Source organism: Thioalkalivibrio thiocyanoxidans ARh2, from assembly GCF_000385215.1.
Lineage (GTDB): Bacteria > Pseudomonadota > Gammaproteobacteria > Ectothiorhodospirales > Ectothiorhodospiraceae > Thioalkalivibrio > Thioalkalivibrio thiocyanoxidans.
On the sequence record NZ_ARQK01000053.1, the window covers coordinates 59,833 to 76,951 of the forward strand.

A 17,119-nucleotide genomic window follows, 5' to 3' on the forward strand; every position below is an offset into this window, starting at 1 on the left:
GTAGTGCGAGCAGCCCCTGGCGGTCTCGCAGAGCAACGAGGCAGGCGGCGGACCCCGACCGCAGCACATAAGGAGAGCGCCCGTGGAACAGTTTCGCGGCACCACCATCGTCTGCGTCCGCAAGGACGGCGCCGTCACCCTCGGGGGCGACGGCCAGGTATCGCTTGGCAACACCGTGATGAAGGGCAACGCGCGCAAGGTGCGCCGCGTCTACCACGACCGCATCCTGGCCGGCTTTGCCGGCGGCACGGCCGATGCCTTCACCCTGTTCGAACGCTTCGAGGGCATGCTGGAGAAGCACTCCGGCAACCTCACCCGCTCCGCGGTCGAGCTGGCCAAGGACTGGCGCACCGACCGCGCCCTGCGCCGGCTGGAGGCCCTGCTGGCCGTGTCCGACCGCGAGAGCTCCTTCGTGATCTCCGGTAACGGCGACGTGATCGAGCCGGAAAACGCGCTGATCGCGATCGGCTCCGGCGGTCCGTACGCCCAGGCCTCCGCCCAGGCCCTGTTGCAGAACACCGACCTGTCGGCCCGCGACATCGTGGAGAAGTCGCTGAACATCGCCGCCGACATCTGCGTGTACACCAATCACAACCTCACGCTGGAGAGCCTGGACGCGGAATAACGCGCCCGGCCCCACACGAACGATTCGACCAAGGCCCCTTTTGCCATGACCGACATGACCCCCCGCGAGATCGTCCAGGAACTGGACCGCTACATCATCGGCCAGGACGAGGCCAAGCGCTCCGTCGCCATTGCCCTGCGCAACCGCTGGCGCCGCCGCCAGCTGCCGCCGGAGCTGCAGCCCGAGGTCACCCCCAAAAACATCCTGATGATCGGCCCGACCGGTGTCGGCAAGACCGAGATCGCCCGGCGCCTGGCCAAGCTGGCCCGCGCGCCGTTCATCAAGATCGAGGCGACCAAGTTCACCGAGGTCGGCTATGTCGGCCGCGATGTCGAATCGATCATCCGCGACCTCGCCGAGGCCGCGGTCAAGCAGCTGCGCGACGAAGCCATCAAGGAGAACCGCGTCAAGGCCGAAGACGCGGCGGAAGAGCGCATCCTCGATGCCCTGCTGCCGCGCCCGCGCAACGCCGGCTTCACCGAATCCGCGCAGGACGACTCCAACAGCGACACCCGCCAGAAGCTGCGCAAGCGCCTGCGCGAGGGCGACCTGGACGAGCGCGAGATCGACATCGAGGTGCAGCAGAACCCGCACGGCGTGGAGATCATGACCCCGCCGGGCATGGAAGAGATGGCCAGCCAGCTGCAGTCGATGTTCCAGAACATTGGCGGCCAGAAGACCCGCTCGCGTCGGCTGAAGATCGCCGAGGCACGCAAGCTGCTGATCGAGGAAGAGGCCGCGCGCCTGATCAACGAAGAAGAGCTGAAGCTGCAGGCGATCGACCGCGTCGAACAAAGCGGCATCGTCTTTCTCGACGAGATCGACAAGGTCGCCAAGGGCAGCGACAAGGGCAGCAGCGGCGAGGTCTCGCGCGAGGGCGTGCAGCGCGACCTGCTGCCGCTGATCGAGGGCACCACCGTCTCCACCAAGCTGGGCATGGTGCGCACCGACCACATCCTGTTCATCGCCTCCGGCGCCTTCCACCTGTCCAAGCCGTCCGACCTGGTACCGGAGCTGCAGGGCCGACTCCCGATCCGCGTCGAGCTGGGCCCGCTATCGGTGGACGCCTTCGTGCGCATCCTGACCGAGCCGACCGCCTCGCTGACCGAGCAGTACACCGAACTGATGAAGACCGAAGGCGTGGAACTGCGCTTCGAGGAAGACGGCGTGCGCCGCCTGGCCGAGATCGCCCACGACGTGAACGCACGCACCGAGAACATCGGCGCCCGCCGCCTGCACACCGTGCTCGAACGCCTGCTGCAGGACGTCGCCTACCGCGCCCCGGACGTCGACGGCGCCGTCGTGGTCGACCGCAGCTTCGTCGACGAACGCCTCGGCGACCTGGTCGAAAACGAAGACCTCTCCCGCTACATCCTCTAAAGCCCGGCCCTGCCAACCGTCCCCCACCCCGAGCGGCAGGGCCAACAAGTTCACGCGGGGGACGCTGGCGAGTTTGGCTCGCCTCCATCCACTCCCCGCGTGGCGTGGGGCCACAGGGCGACACCATCAGCAGAATGGTGGCGGCCTTCAGCGCCCATTTCACGGCATGTTCAACCCTCCCCGAAATAGGCGCGGTCCGTTACGCATAAACCGGCCGGCGAAACACGAACAGGGCACGGACCATATACGGCGTCACAAGCGGGAGGTAGAACGCCAACGTCATCTCGAGCCATCGTGGCACGCCTTCGGGCGCATACCAGACACCCAGAGCCCCCAGGAAGAACACCACAAACGGGGCCAGCAAGGTCAGACCCGCGTAGGACATCCGCGCCCCCAGGCCAGCGCGTCTACGGGACCCAAGAATGATCAGGCTGAAAAGGGCCGCCCAGACAAAAAGAAAAGACAGTCATAGCGAAAAGTAAGCCACGGTGTGCATGGACGATTACCTTCCTGGATCCGCTAGCAAGGGAGGTCAACCAACGCGGGCGGCCCTGAGAAGCCTCGGAATCTCCGCGATCATCGAGAGATGGACCCCGATGAAGGAACCGCAGAACAAGGCCAGCGGCACCCAGGCAGTCACAACACCCATCTCTGTCTCGAAAAACAAACCGTAATGCCGGTACGATCGCTCACTCGGGCTCGAAACCGCCTCCGGATCGGAAGAAAGGACGAAAAAGGCAACGGCGTAGTACACGATGGGCACCGCGACGAGGATAACCCCCTGCCTAAAGATCCCCTCTTGGAGAAAATTGACTGCCATGCCGAAGATCGATCCGCGGCGATTACAGCAGGCTACCAGCGCAGCAGTAGCGACCACCAAGACGAAAAACACCACAAATACGTACGGCATCTGTGCGCGAAGGCCGTAGGAGCTGTTCGTGAACCCACGCGCGGCGGGAACATGCTCCCATAGCCACCCCGCCGGAGCGGCCAGCCAGAATGGCGGCGCTGCAGGGTCCATGTAATAAAGGATGTAGACGAGGACCCCTTCGGCGAGAAGCGCGAACGCACCCATTGCCATCAGGGCGTACCGCCAACGCCGGGCCTCGGCCTCTGTCGGCCCGGGGTATTTCGTCAGAAGCTCGATGAGCGATTCACGAACGCTCACGGGCCCCCTTCTGCGTTCTCCACGGAGTCCACCTCAAGGCCCAGAATGAGATCGCGCACAGCCGCCTTCATTTCGCGCCATTCGGGGAGCCTGGAGCGCGGGTACCGAAAAGAAACGCTGGCGCCCCATTCAGGAATGGTGAAATTGTAATGACACGTATGAACGAATCGAGGTTTGACCATATTCCCGGTCTGGCACCGAAAGTAATCAGTCACGACATCATCGAGATCACCCTTCCAGTAAAGGGTCTGATTCCATAGTTCAAAGTTCTCCGTCCCAGGCCCCACGGGCTCGGCCCATTGGAGCCCGGTTTCGGAATCCGTTCCGCGCATTTCGTACCGAACATCTTTCAGACATCGGTAGCGGCCTTTTTCCTCATCCCACTCATTCGTTATTCGCTCACCTTCGTCGAGCCGCTCAATCACCCCTCGGACAACGGGCGCCCAGTCACCATGCTCGCGGCGGAGTTCATACGAAAACTGGCCATCGCGACGAAAACCGGAAATCGCCACCACCCCGACTAACAGCCAGATGTCGCCGTCAGGGTCATCCCTGGTCCAGAAACTGGACTGTGTCTCCGGGCTTCTCGGGGCCATGTCTGGCCAGCGAACGTATAGGGAGAAGGCCTGCGCATCGTCCTCGAGGGTGCGCTCATCGGGCGTCGGCGTATCCGGATTCCGCGGCGCCCAGATGCTCTGGTCCTTGTATTCGATGCCGACCAGCGCGAGATAGTTGGACGGGATCGCAATCGGCACGCCGTTGATGTTGGCCTTGCGGATCGGAGGCGAAAATTCCTGGATCTCGAGCCGTGGCGGCTCGCCATAGATCTCGTGCAAGGCGTCGAACACCCCCACCTCGGCGAACCAGGGCCGCGCGAGGCCCGACCACAGGGCGGAACCCGCCAGCCAGATCGCGGCCAGGACGACCACAATCAGGGCCAGCCGGCCGGCGCCACTCATGCGCCCCTTCCCCGGTTCTTCCCGCTCGCCGAAAACGAATCGCTCGCCAGGGTTCCCAGCATAAAGAGCCACGCGGAAGCCATCGTCGTGGACAAGTGCAGCACGAAAAAGAGGGAGGTCGCCGCGACCGCCGGTATCTCGAACAGAGGATCAAGGTTTTCGGTCATGCGACCCGATGGACCAGGCCCTGCCGCTGGCAGGACGGCATACAGGTAGGCGAAGACGACAAACGCAAAAAACGCAAAGAACCAGGTGAGCGATCCAATTAGCTTCAGAAGCGCCAGCCCGGAAGGCCGCTCCGGGCGTACGGACCTGGACATCCTGAAAAGCAGGTAAACGAACAGAAACGGCTGAAATGCGATGGCTGCCGCCAGGGCTGCCCGGATGCCCTCGGTGTCCCGACGGGATTCAGCAATCGTGTCGATCATGGGGAGCCCGTCGGCAACCCCGTCAGAAAGCCACCGAACGGCCGTAGCGATACCTGTCTCCCCTGCGAGGCCCACCTGCGAAACCAGGACTGTCACAACCAGAGGCACCCAGAACACGGGGCCAAAGGCTCCGAGCTTTCGGGAATCGAAAAAGGGCTTGCGTGGCTTCGCCTGACGCGTCATGAGTCGACGCCCCGATTCTGTGCCCAGATCACGAAGACGGGGTCGAGAGTGAAACGGGATAGCCGATCATGGGGGATGGGAAGACGCGCGGAAGGTCTCATGGCGCGTTGCCCTCGACCGAAAGGGAGTCCAGGAGCTGCCGAATCTCGCGATCAATCCGGTTCCAGTCCGGAAGGTGCTCGAGGCTGAAGCGATAGGTCAATGCGAGATCGTCGCGAAAGGCGGTCATGGCCATGCATTCAGAAGCGGGCTGCTCGCCTGGCGGGGTACACCGGATTACGAGGTCCTTTGATGCGTCCTCGGGGACAAAAAGCGACGACGAACCCGGGCCCTTCGGGTCGGTCTCCTGTGGATCGATCTCGAACATGACGAGGCCATCATCGGATGCCCGGCCGCCCTGCGGGTTCTCCCTTGCAAGCCGCCCCATCGGGCCAATAAACCCGGGAGGCGGTTCGTTCAAGAGCATGATTTCCACCCGGTCTCCGAGGGCGTCGTCACCCCGGGTCCAGCGATCCCGGTCTTCGTGGTGATAAGGCCGCAGATCCGGCAGGAGAGTGCTCAACGGGAGGGTCGCCGGTTCATGTCGCCCCTCTCTGGGGCGCGGCCAGTGGCCCAGCTCTTCATGGACAAAGTAGAAAAACCGCACCGGCACATCGAACTTGTGGCCTGACAAGTCGAAGTGCGCCGTTGCGACCTTCAGGTGAATCCGGCCCGCATAGTCATTGATCACGCGCGAGACCGGGTTCTCCGTGAAGACGACCAGCACCAGCAGGGCTACGAGGGCCAGCTCCAGCCGCCAGTAGCGAAACGTAAGGCGGAAGCTGCGCGGTGCGGGGTCGGCGGGGTCGGCGGGCGCGCCCGTCTCCAACCGCACTGGGTGGTGCCGCCGAAACCACCAGACGACCATCAGCGGAATGCCAATGAACGCGAACAGGGCCAACGGCAGCCCCGTGGACACCTCGCGCGCATACTCTTCCAGAAGGAGCATGAACCCCAGCATCACGGCCACCGGCAGGGCCAGTACGAGCAGGGCATAGCCGATCCTGACGGCAGCCGACGCACGACGCACGGCAATCAGCACCCCAATGGCCGCAACAATGGCAACCACCATGGGAATCAGGGCGATGAGCACTGATCCCATCAGGTCGGCGACGCTCATGACCCCTGCCCCGGTTTCCGTGGGGCCGCCTTTCGGCTGGGCCACCGCATAAAGCCGAGCGCGAACCATTCGACATCAAAGGCGTAAAGGCGCCTGGGGGTCATCATGGGTCGACCCCCTCGACCGCCAGAGAATCCACCAGTCGCTCGCTCTTGGTCGCGATGCGGCGCCAATCGGGGAGGTGTTCGAGGCCGAAGGTCTTTTCCAGCGCGATGTCGGGACGGAACGGAGTCTTCATCCGGCAACCGGGCGAAGGGACGTCCTCCGGACTCGTGCAGGTGATAAACCACGCTTCGGATTCATCGCGTGGAAAAAGGCGGAGACTGCGGACGTACACAAAAGCCTCCACATCCTCATCGTGCAGATCAACGCCATACGTCTTTGCCGTATCCGGGGCGAGGGGCTCCCCTGATTCGGCGGCCCGCGCTCGTAAGGTCTTTACGTTGGATTTGGAAAAATCATCCTCCCGGATCGTCACACGAATCCGGTCCCCGCGACCGCCACCCTCCAGATTCCAGAGATGTTCCTCTTCGGGATAGAAGGGTCGCAGGTCCGGCAACAGGACGTAGACGCTCAGGGCGCCCACCTCAACCCGGTGATTCTTGGCCCTCGGCCAGTATCCACGCGGCACGTACGCATCAATCACGAAATATCGCATCGGGATATCGAAGTGCTGGTCCGCCAGCTTGGCCCGGACTACCTCGTTTTCGAGGTTGTGCTGCCCAACGCGGTCGTACGCCCATTGCGTGAGCGGGTTATATGTGGCGCCTATCCCGACCACGACGAAGGCCATGAAGCCAAGAAAGAGGATATGGCGATGCCAGGCGCCAACCGCCAGACGAAAGCTCTTCAGTTTCGGGGCATGCCGTGCGGATGTCGGCAGCGGATAGCGATACAGGAAGTACCAGGCCACCAGAATAGGGCCGATGACGTATGACAGAAGCCCAAGCTGGGCCGCGATCAGGTCATGGGGCTCATCCCCCAGAAGCATCCGGCCAGACGCCTTCAGCACGAAGGGCGCCGCGAGAACGGCAAGGGCGAACACAACCCTGGCCCGAACGGGCGCTCGCGATCGCTCGGACAGGATGCCCGCCGCCGCGATCAGTGCGATCACATAGGCGATCAACCAGAGCATGGGGTGCCTCGCGCGATTGGTGATGTGTTCACCTGGAACCGCCTGGGGGGATGGTAATGACCTTCGCAGCGATCAGCGGTGAGCCGCGCGCGGCGAGAGTCGAGTGCCCGCCCGAATCTGACGCGCGCGAGCGTGGGAGCACGAAAGACAATTGGGCCTGCGAGATAGAGGCGTGCCTGTGCGGCGAACGCGCCAGTCCTTGGCGAGATCATGGACAATCCCTTTCCATGAGTAAGGCTGCGAATGCTGGATGGGCTTTAAACCCGTGTCAATGAGTGCCGAAGCGGTCCGCCCGGGCCTGGCCGAGTTCAGCCACTGGCGCCGAGTCTTTTTCAAGGCGTCCCCTGGCACTCCGTTACCTGACGCCCACGAATCGCTCACGGTCTTCAGTGTCGCCTGGCGTACCCCGAGACACTTGGACCTGACCCGCCCGCCGCTAAACCAGGATTAAGCCCAGTGGACCCACCCGGACGCCTACACCACCATCCGTGCGCGATCCCCAGCGGGGTGTGAATCTGGCGCTGCTGGCCCCGGCGGTATTCACGCACCCGGAACCTCTTGCCCAGCAAACCTGGTATCTCTACCTGTGCGCCAGCGAAATCAACTGCATCCGGGCCGGCCGGGATGATCCCTTCACCTTCCCGGCCTCATACTCCGCCTGATCCCTCCCCCATAGGGTTCGGGTCATCGAGAGGCGTCAAGCCGGGGCCTTTTGAATTCTTTCAGGATGTGCCGGCTCATCCGGAAAATGGCAGCTGAGATGTCGGGTGAGAGGCCGGCGCCATCCTCGAGGCAGGCGGGCTCGATGCCGTGGACGATGAGGGTGCGGGGAAGCTCGCCCAGGGAGCGGGCGAGTTCGACGGCCTCGGCGAGGCCGATGCCGTGGGAGGAGTAACGGGCGGCGCGCGGCAACGGCTCGCGGGCGTCGAGTCGGTGTAGGGTCCCGGGGGCGGCGCCGGTGACGATGGCATCGACGAGGATGACCGGGTCGTGGCCCTGCCACAGCTCCATGAGTTCGGCGGGCTCGCCGTGGCTTTTTGCGGTGGCGAGGCCCGGCGCTCCGGCCAGCGCGTCCACCACGGCGTGGCCGATGCCGTCGTCGCCGCGCCAGGGGTTGCCGATGCCGATCACTAACGGTCCTTTGCCGGTCATTGGCATGTTGGGAATGGCTGCCGCTGCCCCTTGCGGTTGTTCAGGTGCTAAGGGGGTCTTTCGTGCCGTCTGGACAATTTCTCCGCGGCGCTCGTCGCTAAGGTCCGATTGCCACGCGTCTGTCTCGGAGGCCGCAGACAGCCGTTTTTCCCGTGGGGTCTGTCCGGATGGTCGTGCCACAGGGTGCTCCTGGTCGATACCTGGCGGTGGCTAACGGGGCGGACCTTCGCCCTTTCGAGCGGCAGTGGCCGTTTCCAGCCGCTCCGCCAGCCAGATCTTGATGATGGATTGGCGGGTGACACCCAGTCGGCTGGCTTCTCGGTCCAGGGACTCGATCATCCAGTCCGGGAAATCCACGTTTACCCGCCGTTGTTTGCGCAGCGTGCGTTTGGCCCTGGACAGGTCCAGGGCATCGGTCATCTCTTCTCCGCTGTCGAAGCGCTCGTCAAATGTCTTCGCTTTCATACAGCGCAACCTCTTCTTTGCGCGACCTGCGTACCGAAATGATACGGACGCAGGCCTCTCGGTGAGTGACAACGGCGGTCCAGTGCGTTCTTTCAATGCGACCGATCACCAGAAAGCGGGGTTCGTCCTCGGTGCGACCGGAGACCTCGAGCAGATCGGGGTCCCGCCAGAGGGCCTGGGCGGTCACGAAGTCGATGCCGTGTTTCTCCAGATTCGATCGGCTCTTCCGTTCGTCGAACTCGAATGAATGCAGAGTGTAAAAATTATACCTTTATGCTACCAGATCGGCGGGCTTCGTTCGCGCAGAATCAAGCGTTCCGTTTTGCTCAAGGCATCACTTTCGGTCGACGGTGAGGTCGAGGAAGTGGGTGGCGCAGGAGATGCAGGGGTCGTAGTTGCGGATGGCGACCTCGCAGTGGTGGCGCAGTTCGTCGTCCGGCAGGTCGAGGTGGCTCTGCACCAGTTCGCGCAGGTCGGCCTCGATGGTGGGCTGGTTGACCGAGGTGGGCGGGACGATCTTGGCGTCGGTGATGATGCCTGCGTCGTCGATGCTGTAGCGGTGGTAGCAGATGCCGCGCGGGGCCTCGGTGGCGCCGAAGCCGGTGCCGGCGCGCGGGGTGACCGGCAGCGCGGGTTGGGCCGGTGCGGCCCGGTAGCCGTCGACCAGGCGCAGGGCCTCCTCGAAGGCGAGCACGATCTCGATCATGCGCACCTGGATGCTGCGGAACGGGTTGCGGCAGGCCGCGCCCAGCCCGGCGCGCTCGGCCAGTTCGGCGGCGCGCGGGGTGAGGCGCTCTCGGTTCAGCGCGAAGCGCGCCAGCGGGCCCATGAAGACCGGTTCGCCACTGTCGGAGCGGTGGCTGTGCAGGGCGTTGGAGTGGGCCACGTGCTCCTCGGTGAAGACGTCGTCGTAGTCGCGGATGGCGGCGTCCAGGCCGCTGCCGGAGCCGAGGCGGCCGTGGGTGATCGGGTATTCGTCCGGGTGCACCAGCGACACGAACTCGTAGTCGCGTTCCAGGTTCGGATAGTCGAGGGTGGCGAGGAATTCGGCCACCTCGCAGGACGCCTCCAGGCCCCAGGCCAGGTCCTCGCGCAGCCCGGCGACCTCGGCAGGCGTCGGCGTGCGGTAGAAGCCGCCGACCCGCAGGTTGACCGGGTGGATCTCACGCCCGCCCAACAGCCGCAGGATGGAGTTGCCGATCTTCTTGATGCGCAGGCCGTTGCGCACCATGTCGGGGTGATCCTTCGCGGCGGTGACCGCGTCGGGATAGCCAAGGAAGTCCGGCAAGTGGAGCATGAACACATGCAGGGCGTGGCTCTCGATCCATTCGCCGCAGTAGGCCAGCCGGCGCAGGTCCTGCAGCACGCCGTCCACGGTCACGCCGCAGACGTCCTCCATCGCCAACGAGGCGCCCAGCTGGTAGGCGATCGGGCAGATGCCGCAGATGCGCGCGGTGATGTCCGGGGCCTCGCGGAAGTCGCGCCCGCGCAGGAAACTCTCGAAGAAGCGCGGGGCCTCAAAGATCGACAGCTTCACTTCCTCCACGCGGTCGCCCTCGGTGCGCACGTACATCGCGCCCTCGCCCTCCACGCGCGCGAGGTAGTCGACTTCGATGGTGCGGGTCTCGCTCATGACTGCGATCCTGTTTCCCGTTCCTGGCGTTCGCTCTCCTCGCGGAAGGCGTCGGCGCCGGCATTGAAGGTGCGGTAGAAGCGCACGCGGGTGGCGCGCTCCATGCCGAGGGCCTCCAGCTGCCCGGACAGACCGGGCGCGTTCGGGGTCTCCTTGGGGCCAAAGCAGCCGTAGCAGCCGCGGTGGCAGCCGGGGCACAGCGCGCCGCAGCCGGCGTGGGTGACCGGGCCCAGGCAGGGCGTGCCGTGGGCGACCATCACGCAGACCTGTCCGGCGCGCTTGCATTCCTCGCAGACGCTGGCGCTGGAGACCTGCGGACGCCGACCGTAGAGGAAAGCACTGATGACCTCGATCAGCTGGTATTTGTCGATCGGGCAGCCGCGCAGCTCGAAGTCCACCGGCACGTGCTGGCTGATCGCATCCGAGGTGGCCAGGGTCTCGATGTATTCCGGGTGGGCGTAGACCTGGCGGGTGAACGCCTCGACATCGGCGAAGTTGCGCAGGGCCTGGATGCCGCCGGCGGTGGCACAGGCGCCGATGGTCACCAGGAACTTCGACGCGCGGCGGATCTCGCGGATCTCTTCGGCCGCCTCCGGCGTGGTGATCGAGCCCTCCACCAGCGTCAGGTCCCAGGGCCCGTCGATGCGGGTGCGGGTGGCCTCGGGGAAGTGCGCGATCTGGATCCGGTCGGTCACCGCCAGCAGCTCGTCCTCGCAGTCGAGCAGCGAGAGCTGGCAGCCGTCGCAGGAAGCGAACTTGAATACGGCAAGGGTCGGACGTTCGGTACTCATAGTTCGCGTATCCGGAAGGCCGGCTCCATCACCGGGTAGGGGAACACCGGGCCGTCGCGGCAGACGAACTGCGACCCGATCTGGCAGTGCCCGCAGAAACCCACCGCGCAGCGCATGTTGCGCTCCATGGAGACAAAGATGTCTTCCGGCTTCAGGCCGCGGCGCTCCAGCGAGGCGGCGGCGAAGCGCATCATCACCTCCGGGCCGCAGGTCATCGCCAGGGTGTTGCGGCGGTCGAAGCCGCCGCGGTCGATCAGCTGGGTGACCACGCCGACATCGCCGCGCCACGCGGCCGTGCCGCGGTCCACGGTGATGCGCAGATCGAGATCGTCGCGCGCGCCCCAGGCCTCCAGCTCGTCACGAAAGATCATGTCACCGGGCGAGCGGGCGCCGTAACAGATCACCACATGGCCGAAGTCGTCGCGCCGTTCGAGTGCCGCATGGATCACCGGCCGCAGCGGGGCCAGACCGATGCCGCCGGCGACCAGCACCAGATCGCGACCACGTGCCTGCTCCACCGGCCACGCGGTACCGAACGGGCCGCGCAGGCCGACCACCGCGCCGGGTCCCAGGTCCTGCATCGTGCGGGTGACGCTGCCCACCGCGCGGGTGGTGTGCACGATGCCGCCGTCCGCGGTGATCGCGGACACCGAGATCGGCACCTCGCCCACGCCGAACAGGTAGAGCATGTTGAACTGCCCGGGCGCCGGCGGCGGCCCCGGTTCGACCCCCGGCTCGGGGTACAGCGTCCAGCTGAACACCTCGTTGCTGGCGACGTCCGGGCGCACCGAATGGATGCGCCAGGGCTGCGGCGCCATCGCCTGTTCCGGCAGGGCGCTGTCGGCTCGGGGCTGCAGGGTTTCAGGTGCCATGCCCGGGCCCTCCGTGACTGTAGATGTCCAGCGCCTGCAACCGCGCGGCCTGCAGCCGCTGCACGATCAGCGCGGAGAAGTGTTTCATCAGCATGTAGCCGAACGCCGGGTCGGCCTCCATGTGTTCGCGCAGCACGCCGGCATCGAAGCGCAGGGTATGCAGCTCGGTCAGGGCGCGGGCGTCGTAACTGGCGCGATACGGCGGCAGCAGCCACGACCAGCCGAGGATGTCGCCGGGCCCCAGGGTCTGGAAGGTCACGCAGCCTTCGCGCAGCGGGCTCTCCAGCGCGACCTGGCCCTCGCGGATCAGCCAGAAGGTCTCTGTCGGTTCGTGGTCGCGCATCAGCCGCGTGTCCGCCGGGTAGTTGAGCTTCGCGGCGCAGGCCGCCAGCAGGCGCCGGTGCTCCGGCTCCATGTCGGCGAAGAACGGCTGGTCTTCGAGGATCGCCAGCAGCTCGTTCATGCCCGGCCCTCCGGGTCGCGGCGCACCGCGGTGACCTCCTCGGTGATGTCGATCCCCACCGGGCACCAGGTGATGCAGCGCCCACAGCCGACACAGCCGGAGGTGCCGAACTGGTCGTGCCAGGTCGCCAGCTTGTGGGTGATCCACTGGCGATAGCGCGCGGCCACCGAATCGCGGTGGGCGCCGCCGACCAGGTGCGAGTGTTCCTGGTTGAAGCAGGAGTCCCAGCGCCGCACCCGCTCGGTGCGCTGGCCCTCCAGATCCGGAACCTCTTCGACCTGCGAGCAGAAGCAGGTGGGGCAGACCAGCGTACAGTTGGAGCAGGACAGGCAGCGCTCGGCCGTCTCCCCCCAACGCGGGTGCTCGAAGGCCTGGTTCAGCACCTCGCGGGCGTCGCCGGGCATCTGCCGGCCCATCATTTTCGGCGCCTCGGCCCACACCCGTTCGGCCGCGGCCCGCTCGGCATCCGTGGCCGCGCGCGGCTCGAGCCGCTCGAGCATCGCGCGTCCGGCCTCGGTCCCAGCCTCGGCGACCAGAAAGTGCTGCCCGCCGTCGACCACCTCGGTCAGGGCCAGATCGAAGCCCTCCCGCGCGCGCGGCCCGGTGTCCATCGAGGCACAGAAGCAGGTTCCGCCGGGCTCCGCGCAGTGGGCCGCGACCATGAACACATCCTGGCGCCGCGCCGCATAGCCGCGATCCTGCACCGCCTGGCCGAGGAACACCCGGTCCTGCACCTCGATCGCCGCCAGCTCGCAGGCGCGCATGCCGATGAACGCGCGCGGCGGAACGTCGGATTCGCCCGGCTCGGTCACGAAGCTGCCGTCCGGCTGGCGGGTCAGCCGGAACAGGGTCTCCTCGGGTGGGAACAGGTACTTCTTCCAGGAGTGCGGCCCGACCACGTAGCCAAACAGCGCCGCGTCGTCACGCTCGCGCAGGCGGTAGTGGCCGGGGGCGTGCTCGTCGGTCCAGCCCGCCGGCAGGTCGTCGAGACCGTGCACGCGATCGTAGACGATCGCCCCGTCGCGCCGCGTCGGACCCACCACCTCGTAGCCGTCGCCGGCCAGCAGGCGGATCAGCGTGTCCACGGCTTGCGGTGCGATCACTTCCACAAACGACTCCTGCGCCTCGGGCGAGCCGCGCGGTACGGCCAAGCGCCCACACGCATCCATAGTGCGGCAAGAGCGAGGCGCGATCCAGCGACACCCTGGCTGGTAATAGCCAGAATACCTGCCACACTCCGTAGAGGGCCGTGTGCGGCCCTGGAGACCCGTTTGTCCGGGGGAAGCGATGGCGGTTATGGATGCGTCGGCGAGGCGCAATATCTTCGTGGTCGGTCTGGACGACTTTCATCTGGCCCAGCTTCGGACCTTGCCCGGGGCGGAGGGCTATGCCTTCCATGCGCTTTTCACGCGCGAGGAGGTCAAGCCCTGCGCCCGGTTTCCGGTGCGCCGGATACTCATCGAGGGTCGCGAACGGCTGGCGCAGTTTCCCGGCACGGTGGATGCCGTGGTCGGGTTCTGGGACTTCCCGGTCAGCACCATCCTGCCCCTCCTGCGCCTGGCCAGGGACCTGCCGGGGCCGACCCTGGAAAGCGTGCTGAAATGCGAGCACAAGTACTGGAGCCGGCTGGAACAGGCCCGCGTGGTGCCCGAAAACATCCCGGCCTTCTGCGCGGTCAACCCGTTTGCCGACGATCCGCTGCGCGAGGTCACCCTGGATTTTCCGTTCTGGATCAAACCGGTGAAGTCGGTGCTCTCCTATCTCGGCTTTCGCATCGGCGATGCGGATGACTTCCGGCGTGCCATGCAGCGGATCCGCCGGGAGATCGATCGCTTCGGCGAACCCTTCAACCATGTGCTGGGGCACGCGACGTTGCCTCCGGAGGTAGCCGGAATCGACGGCAACCACTGCATTGTCGAGGCCCTGATATCGGAGGGGCGTCAGTGCACCCTGGAGGGGTATGCCTGGCAGGGCGAGGTGCGGATCTATGGTGCGGTCGACTCGCTGCGCGAGGGTGCGGCCGGCTCGTCGTTCTCGCGCTACCAGTATCCGTCGACCTTGCCGGAGGGCGTGCAGGCGCGCATGGGCGAGATCGCGGACCGCGTGATCCGCCAGGTGGGCTATGACTGCGCCCCGTTCAACATGGAGTTCTACTGGGACGAGGCCACGGACCGGATCTGGCTGCTGGAGATCAATACCCGGATCTCCAAGTCCCACGCCCCGCTGTTCCGGATGGTCGATGGCTGCTACCACCACCAGGTGATGATCGACCTCGGACTGGGCCGCGAGCCCGCCATGCCGCATCGCCAGGGGGAATTCGCGTGTGCGGCCAAGTTCATGGTTCGGCGGCATCAGGACGCGCGGGTCGTGCGGGTTCCGACGGCATCCGAGATTGCGGCCGTCGAGGCCGAGTTCCCAGGACTGGTCATTCAGATCGAGGTCGAGGAGGGCATGCTGCTGTCGGAGCTGTGCTATCAGGACAGCTATTCCTACGAGGTGGCGACACTGTTTCTGGGGGCTGCGAACCACACCGACCTGGAACGAACCTACGCGCGCGTAATGGAGCGTCTGCCCATGGCATTCGAGCCCGTCACGCCCCGCCGTCAGGAGAACGTGCCGACGTGAGAACAGTCACCGACCTTCCCTGCCCCGTGGCAGTCGAGGAATACATCCCGATCCCGCTGCCCGACGGTACGCAGCTGGCCGCCCGACTGTGGCGCCCCGAGGGCGCCGAACAGCGGCCCGTCCCCGCAATCCTGGAATACATCCCGTACCGCCGGCGCGACTCTACCCGCCTGCGCGACGACGCGATCCACCACTACTTCGCCGGTCACGGCTACGCCTGTCTGCGGGTGGACCTGCGCGGATCGGGCGACTCCGAGGGGGTACTGGAGGACGAATACCTGCAGCAGGAGCTCGACGACGGCGTGGAGGTCCTGCGCTGGATGGGCGAGCAGCCCTGGTGCAATGGCAGCGTCGGCATGATCGGCATCTCCTGGGGCGGCTTCAACGGCCTGCAGATCGCGGCATTGCAACCGCCGGAGCTGAAGGCGGTGGTCAGCGTCTGTTCCACCGATGACCGCTACGCCGACGATGTCCACCACATGGGTGGCTGCCTGCTGGGCGACAATCTGTCCTGGGCCTCGACCATGTTCGCCTACAACTCCCTGCCCCCCGATCCGGAGATCGTGGGCGAGCGCTGGCGCGAGATGTGGTTCCAGCGGCTGGAGGGCAGCGGGCTGTGGCTGGAGAAGTGGCTGCGCCACCAGCGCCGCGACGACTACTGGAAGCACGGCTCGATCTGCGAGGACTGGTCCGCCGTGCAGACCCCGGTGATGGCCGTCAGCGGCTGGGCCGACGGTTACTCCAACGCGGTGTTCCGCCTGCTGGCCGGGCTGCAGGTGCCGCGCCAGGGGCTGGTCGGGCCGTGGAGCCACAAGTACCCGCACCAGGGCGTGCCCGGCCCGGCGATCGGCTTTCTGCAGGAGTGCCTGCGCTGGTGGGATCACTGGCTGAAGGGAGCCGACAACGGGATCATGGACGAGCCGATGCTGCGCGCCTGGATGCAGGACAGCATGCCACCCACCACACATTACCCGGAGCGGCCCGGGCGCTGGATCGGGGAACCGGAATGGCCGTCGCCACATATGGAGGAGCAGGCCCTTCCCCTGGCCTGGCCAGGACGCCTGGCCGGCGCCGAGGAGTCGGTCCCGGAGCGGGAGATGTCGCTGCAGTCGCCGCTCAGCGTCGGGCTGTTCGCCGGCAAGTGGTGCTCGTATGCCGCGACACCCGACCTGCCGCACGACCAGCGCGAGGAGGACGGCGGCGCGCTGGTGTTCACCAGTGCGCCGCTCGACGCGCCACTGGAGATCCTCGGCGCGGCCTGCGTGGAACTGCGGCTGCGCGTGAACCGCCCGGTGGCGATGGTCGCGGTGCGCCTGTCGGATGTCGCCGAGGACGACAAGGCGACCCGGGTCACCTACGGCCTGCTGAATCTCACCCACCGCGACAGCTCGGAGGACCCGCAGCCGCTGGAGCCGGGGCGGCACTACGACGTGCGCGTGAAGCTGAACGACGTGGCGCAGACCTTTCCCGCCGGGCACCGTCTGCGCCTGTCGGTCTCCACGTCGTATTTCCCGCTCGCCTGGCCGCCGCCGGAGCCGGTGTGCCTGCATATCACCACCGGCGCGAGCCGGCTGTGCCTGCCGCGCCGGCCACCGCGGGAGGAGGACGCGGGCATCCGCTTCGACGAGGCCGAGGGCAGCCCGCCGTCCACCGCCAGCAACCAGCTGACCACGCCGCGCCACACCTGGCGGGTAATCCGCGACCTGGAGGAAGACCGCTCCACGCTGGAGGTGATCAACGACAGCGGTACAGTGCACCTGGAGGCGCTGGACCTGGGGATGCAGCGCCGCACGCTGGAGTGGTACAGCTACCTGGGCGACGACTTCAACTCCGCGCGCGGGGAAACCCTCTGGGAACGCGGTTTCCGCCGCGGCGACTGGGAGGTTAGAACGGTCACCCGCACGCTCCTCACCTCGACCCCAACCGAGTTCGAGATCCATGCCCAGCTGGATGCGTACGAGGGCGAACGCCGGGTCTTTGCCCGCAACTGGGATCTACAGATACCCCGCGATCTCGTCTGAGGCAGGCGCAGGACTGGCCCGTTCCGGGCTGGTTCCTGCGTTATGCTGCCCCTGCAGAGA

Annotated in this window: 18 protein-coding genes; 4 read left to right on the forward strand and 14 right to left on the reverse strand. The window is 66.1% G+C overall.

Annotated elements, in window-relative coordinates:
• Positions 1-82: 82 nt before the first annotated feature.
• Together hslV and hslU are read left to right on the forward strand one after the other, a co-directional pair.
• Complete coding sequence (hslV, locus tag G372_RS0108480) at positions 83-625, forward strand: ATP-dependent protease subunit HslV (RefSeq protein ID WP_019623792.1); 543 nt, start codon at positions 83-85, stop codon at positions 623-625.
• 45 nt (positions 626-670) lie between these two features.
• Positions 671-2,005 (forward strand): ATP-dependent protease ATPase subunit HslU, encoded by a 1,335-nt coding sequence (hslU, locus tag G372_RS0108485; protein ID WP_019623793.1) that lies wholly within the window; start codon positions 671-673, stop codon positions 2,003-2,005.
• A gap of 199 nt (positions 2,006-2,204) precedes the next feature.
• Here hslU and G372_RS14470 read toward each other — a convergent pair whose 3' ends face one another.
• From G372_RS14470 to G372_RS0108560, 14 genes are all read right to left on the reverse strand, one after another.
• The gene (locus tag G372_RS14470; RefSeq protein WP_425274040.1) at positions 2,205-2,471 is read right to left on the reverse strand and encodes a hypothetical protein; all 267 of its coding nucleotides are present in this window, start codon (positions 2,469-2,471) and stop codon (positions 2,205-2,207) included.
• Positions 2,472-2,537: 66 nt separating this feature from the next.
• Positions 2,538-3,173: a hypothetical protein gene (locus G372_RS0108495; protein ID WP_019623795.1), complete on the reverse strand. Its 636-nt coding sequence runs from the start codon at positions 3,171-3,173 to the stop codon at positions 2,538-2,540.
• The gene (locus tag G372_RS0108500; protein WP_019623796.1) at positions 3,170-4,132 is read right to left on the reverse strand and encodes a hypothetical protein; all 963 of its coding nucleotides are present in this window, start codon (positions 4,130-4,132) and stop codon (positions 3,170-3,172) included. Before G372_RS0108500 ends, G372_RS0108495 begins: the two co-directional genes overlap by 4 nt.
• Positions 4,129-4,560, reverse strand: coding sequence for a hypothetical protein (locus tag G372_RS0108505; protein WP_244263195.1), 432 nt, complete (start codon positions 4,558-4,560; stop codon positions 4,129-4,131). Before G372_RS0108505 ends, G372_RS0108500 begins: the two co-directional genes overlap by 4 nt.
• A 280-nt stretch (positions 4,561-4,840) precedes the next feature.
• Entirely contained in the window at positions 4,841-5,902 is a 1,062-nt protein-coding gene (locus G372_RS0108510; protein WP_019623798.1) for a hypothetical protein, read from the reverse strand.
• 103 nt (positions 5,903-6,005) lie between these two features.
• Positions 6,006-7,037 carry a hypothetical protein gene (locus tag G372_RS0108515; protein ID WP_019623799.1) on the reverse strand — a complete coding sequence of 344 codons (1,032 nt, stop codon included), beginning with the start codon at positions 7,035-7,037 and terminating at the stop codon, positions 6,006-6,008.
• Between the two features lie 684 nt (positions 7,038-7,721).
• Positions 7,722-8,195 (reverse strand): hydrogenase maturation protease, encoded by a 474-nt coding sequence (locus G372_RS0108525; RefSeq protein ID WP_026372264.1) that lies wholly within the window; start codon positions 8,193-8,195, stop codon positions 7,722-7,724.
• 204 nt (positions 8,196-8,399) lie between these two features.
• Positions 8,400-8,609 (reverse strand): type II toxin-antitoxin system BrnA family antitoxin, encoded by a 210-nt coding sequence (gene brnA, locus G372_RS0108530; RefSeq protein ID WP_026340330.1) that lies wholly within the window; start codon positions 8,607-8,609, stop codon positions 8,400-8,402.
• A gap of 25 nt (positions 8,610-8,634) precedes the next feature.
• Positions 8,635-8,907, reverse strand: a complete 273-nt coding sequence (locus tag G372_RS13980) for a BrnT family toxin (RefSeq protein WP_026340331.1) — start codon at positions 8,905-8,907, stop codon at positions 8,635-8,637.
• A gap of 81 nt (positions 8,908-8,988) precedes the next feature.
• Positions 8,989-10,287 (reverse strand): Ni/Fe hydrogenase subunit alpha, encoded by a 1,299-nt coding sequence (locus tag G372_RS0108540; protein ID WP_019623804.1) that lies wholly within the window; start codon positions 10,285-10,287, stop codon positions 8,989-8,991.
• A complete protein-coding gene (locus tag G372_RS0108545; RefSeq protein ID WP_019623805.1) occupies positions 10,284-11,078 on the reverse strand; it encodes an NADH-quinone oxidoreductase subunit B family protein in 795 nt (264 codons plus the stop codon). The genes G372_RS0108540 and G372_RS0108545 overlap by 4 nt, the downstream gene beginning before the upstream one ends.
• A complete protein-coding gene (locus G372_RS0108550; RefSeq protein WP_019623806.1) occupies positions 11,075-11,950 on the reverse strand; it encodes an FAD/NAD(P)-binding protein in 876 nt (291 codons plus the stop codon). Before G372_RS0108550 ends, G372_RS0108545 begins: the two co-directional genes overlap by 4 nt.
• Positions 11,940-12,413 (reverse strand): cyclic nucleotide-binding domain-containing protein, encoded by a 474-nt coding sequence (locus G372_RS0108555; RefSeq protein ID WP_019623807.1) that lies wholly within the window; start codon positions 12,411-12,413, stop codon positions 11,940-11,942. Before G372_RS0108555 ends, G372_RS0108550 begins: the two co-directional genes overlap by 11 nt.
• Complete coding sequence (locus G372_RS0108560; RefSeq protein ID WP_026340332.1) at positions 12,410-13,522, reverse strand: 4Fe-4S dicluster domain-containing protein; 1,113 nt, start codon at positions 13,520-13,522, stop codon at positions 12,410-12,412. The genes G372_RS0108555 and G372_RS0108560 overlap by 4 nt, the downstream gene beginning before the upstream one ends.
• Positions 13,523-13,709: 187 nt before the next feature.
• On the opposite strand from G372_RS0108560, the gene G372_RS0108565 reads away from it, so the two are divergent.
• Together G372_RS0108565 and G372_RS0108570 are read left to right on the forward strand one after the other, a co-directional pair.
• Positions 13,710-15,038: an ATP-grasp domain-containing protein gene (locus G372_RS0108565; protein WP_019623809.1), complete on the forward strand. Its 1,329-nt coding sequence runs from the start codon at positions 13,710-13,712 to the stop codon at positions 15,036-15,038.
• Positions 15,039-15,064: 26 nt separating this feature from the next.
• A complete protein-coding gene (locus G372_RS0108570) occupies positions 15,065-17,059 on the forward strand; it encodes a CocE/NonD family hydrolase (protein ID WP_019623810.1) in 1,995 nt (664 codons plus the stop codon).
• Positions 17,060-17,119 lie beyond the last annotated feature (60 nt).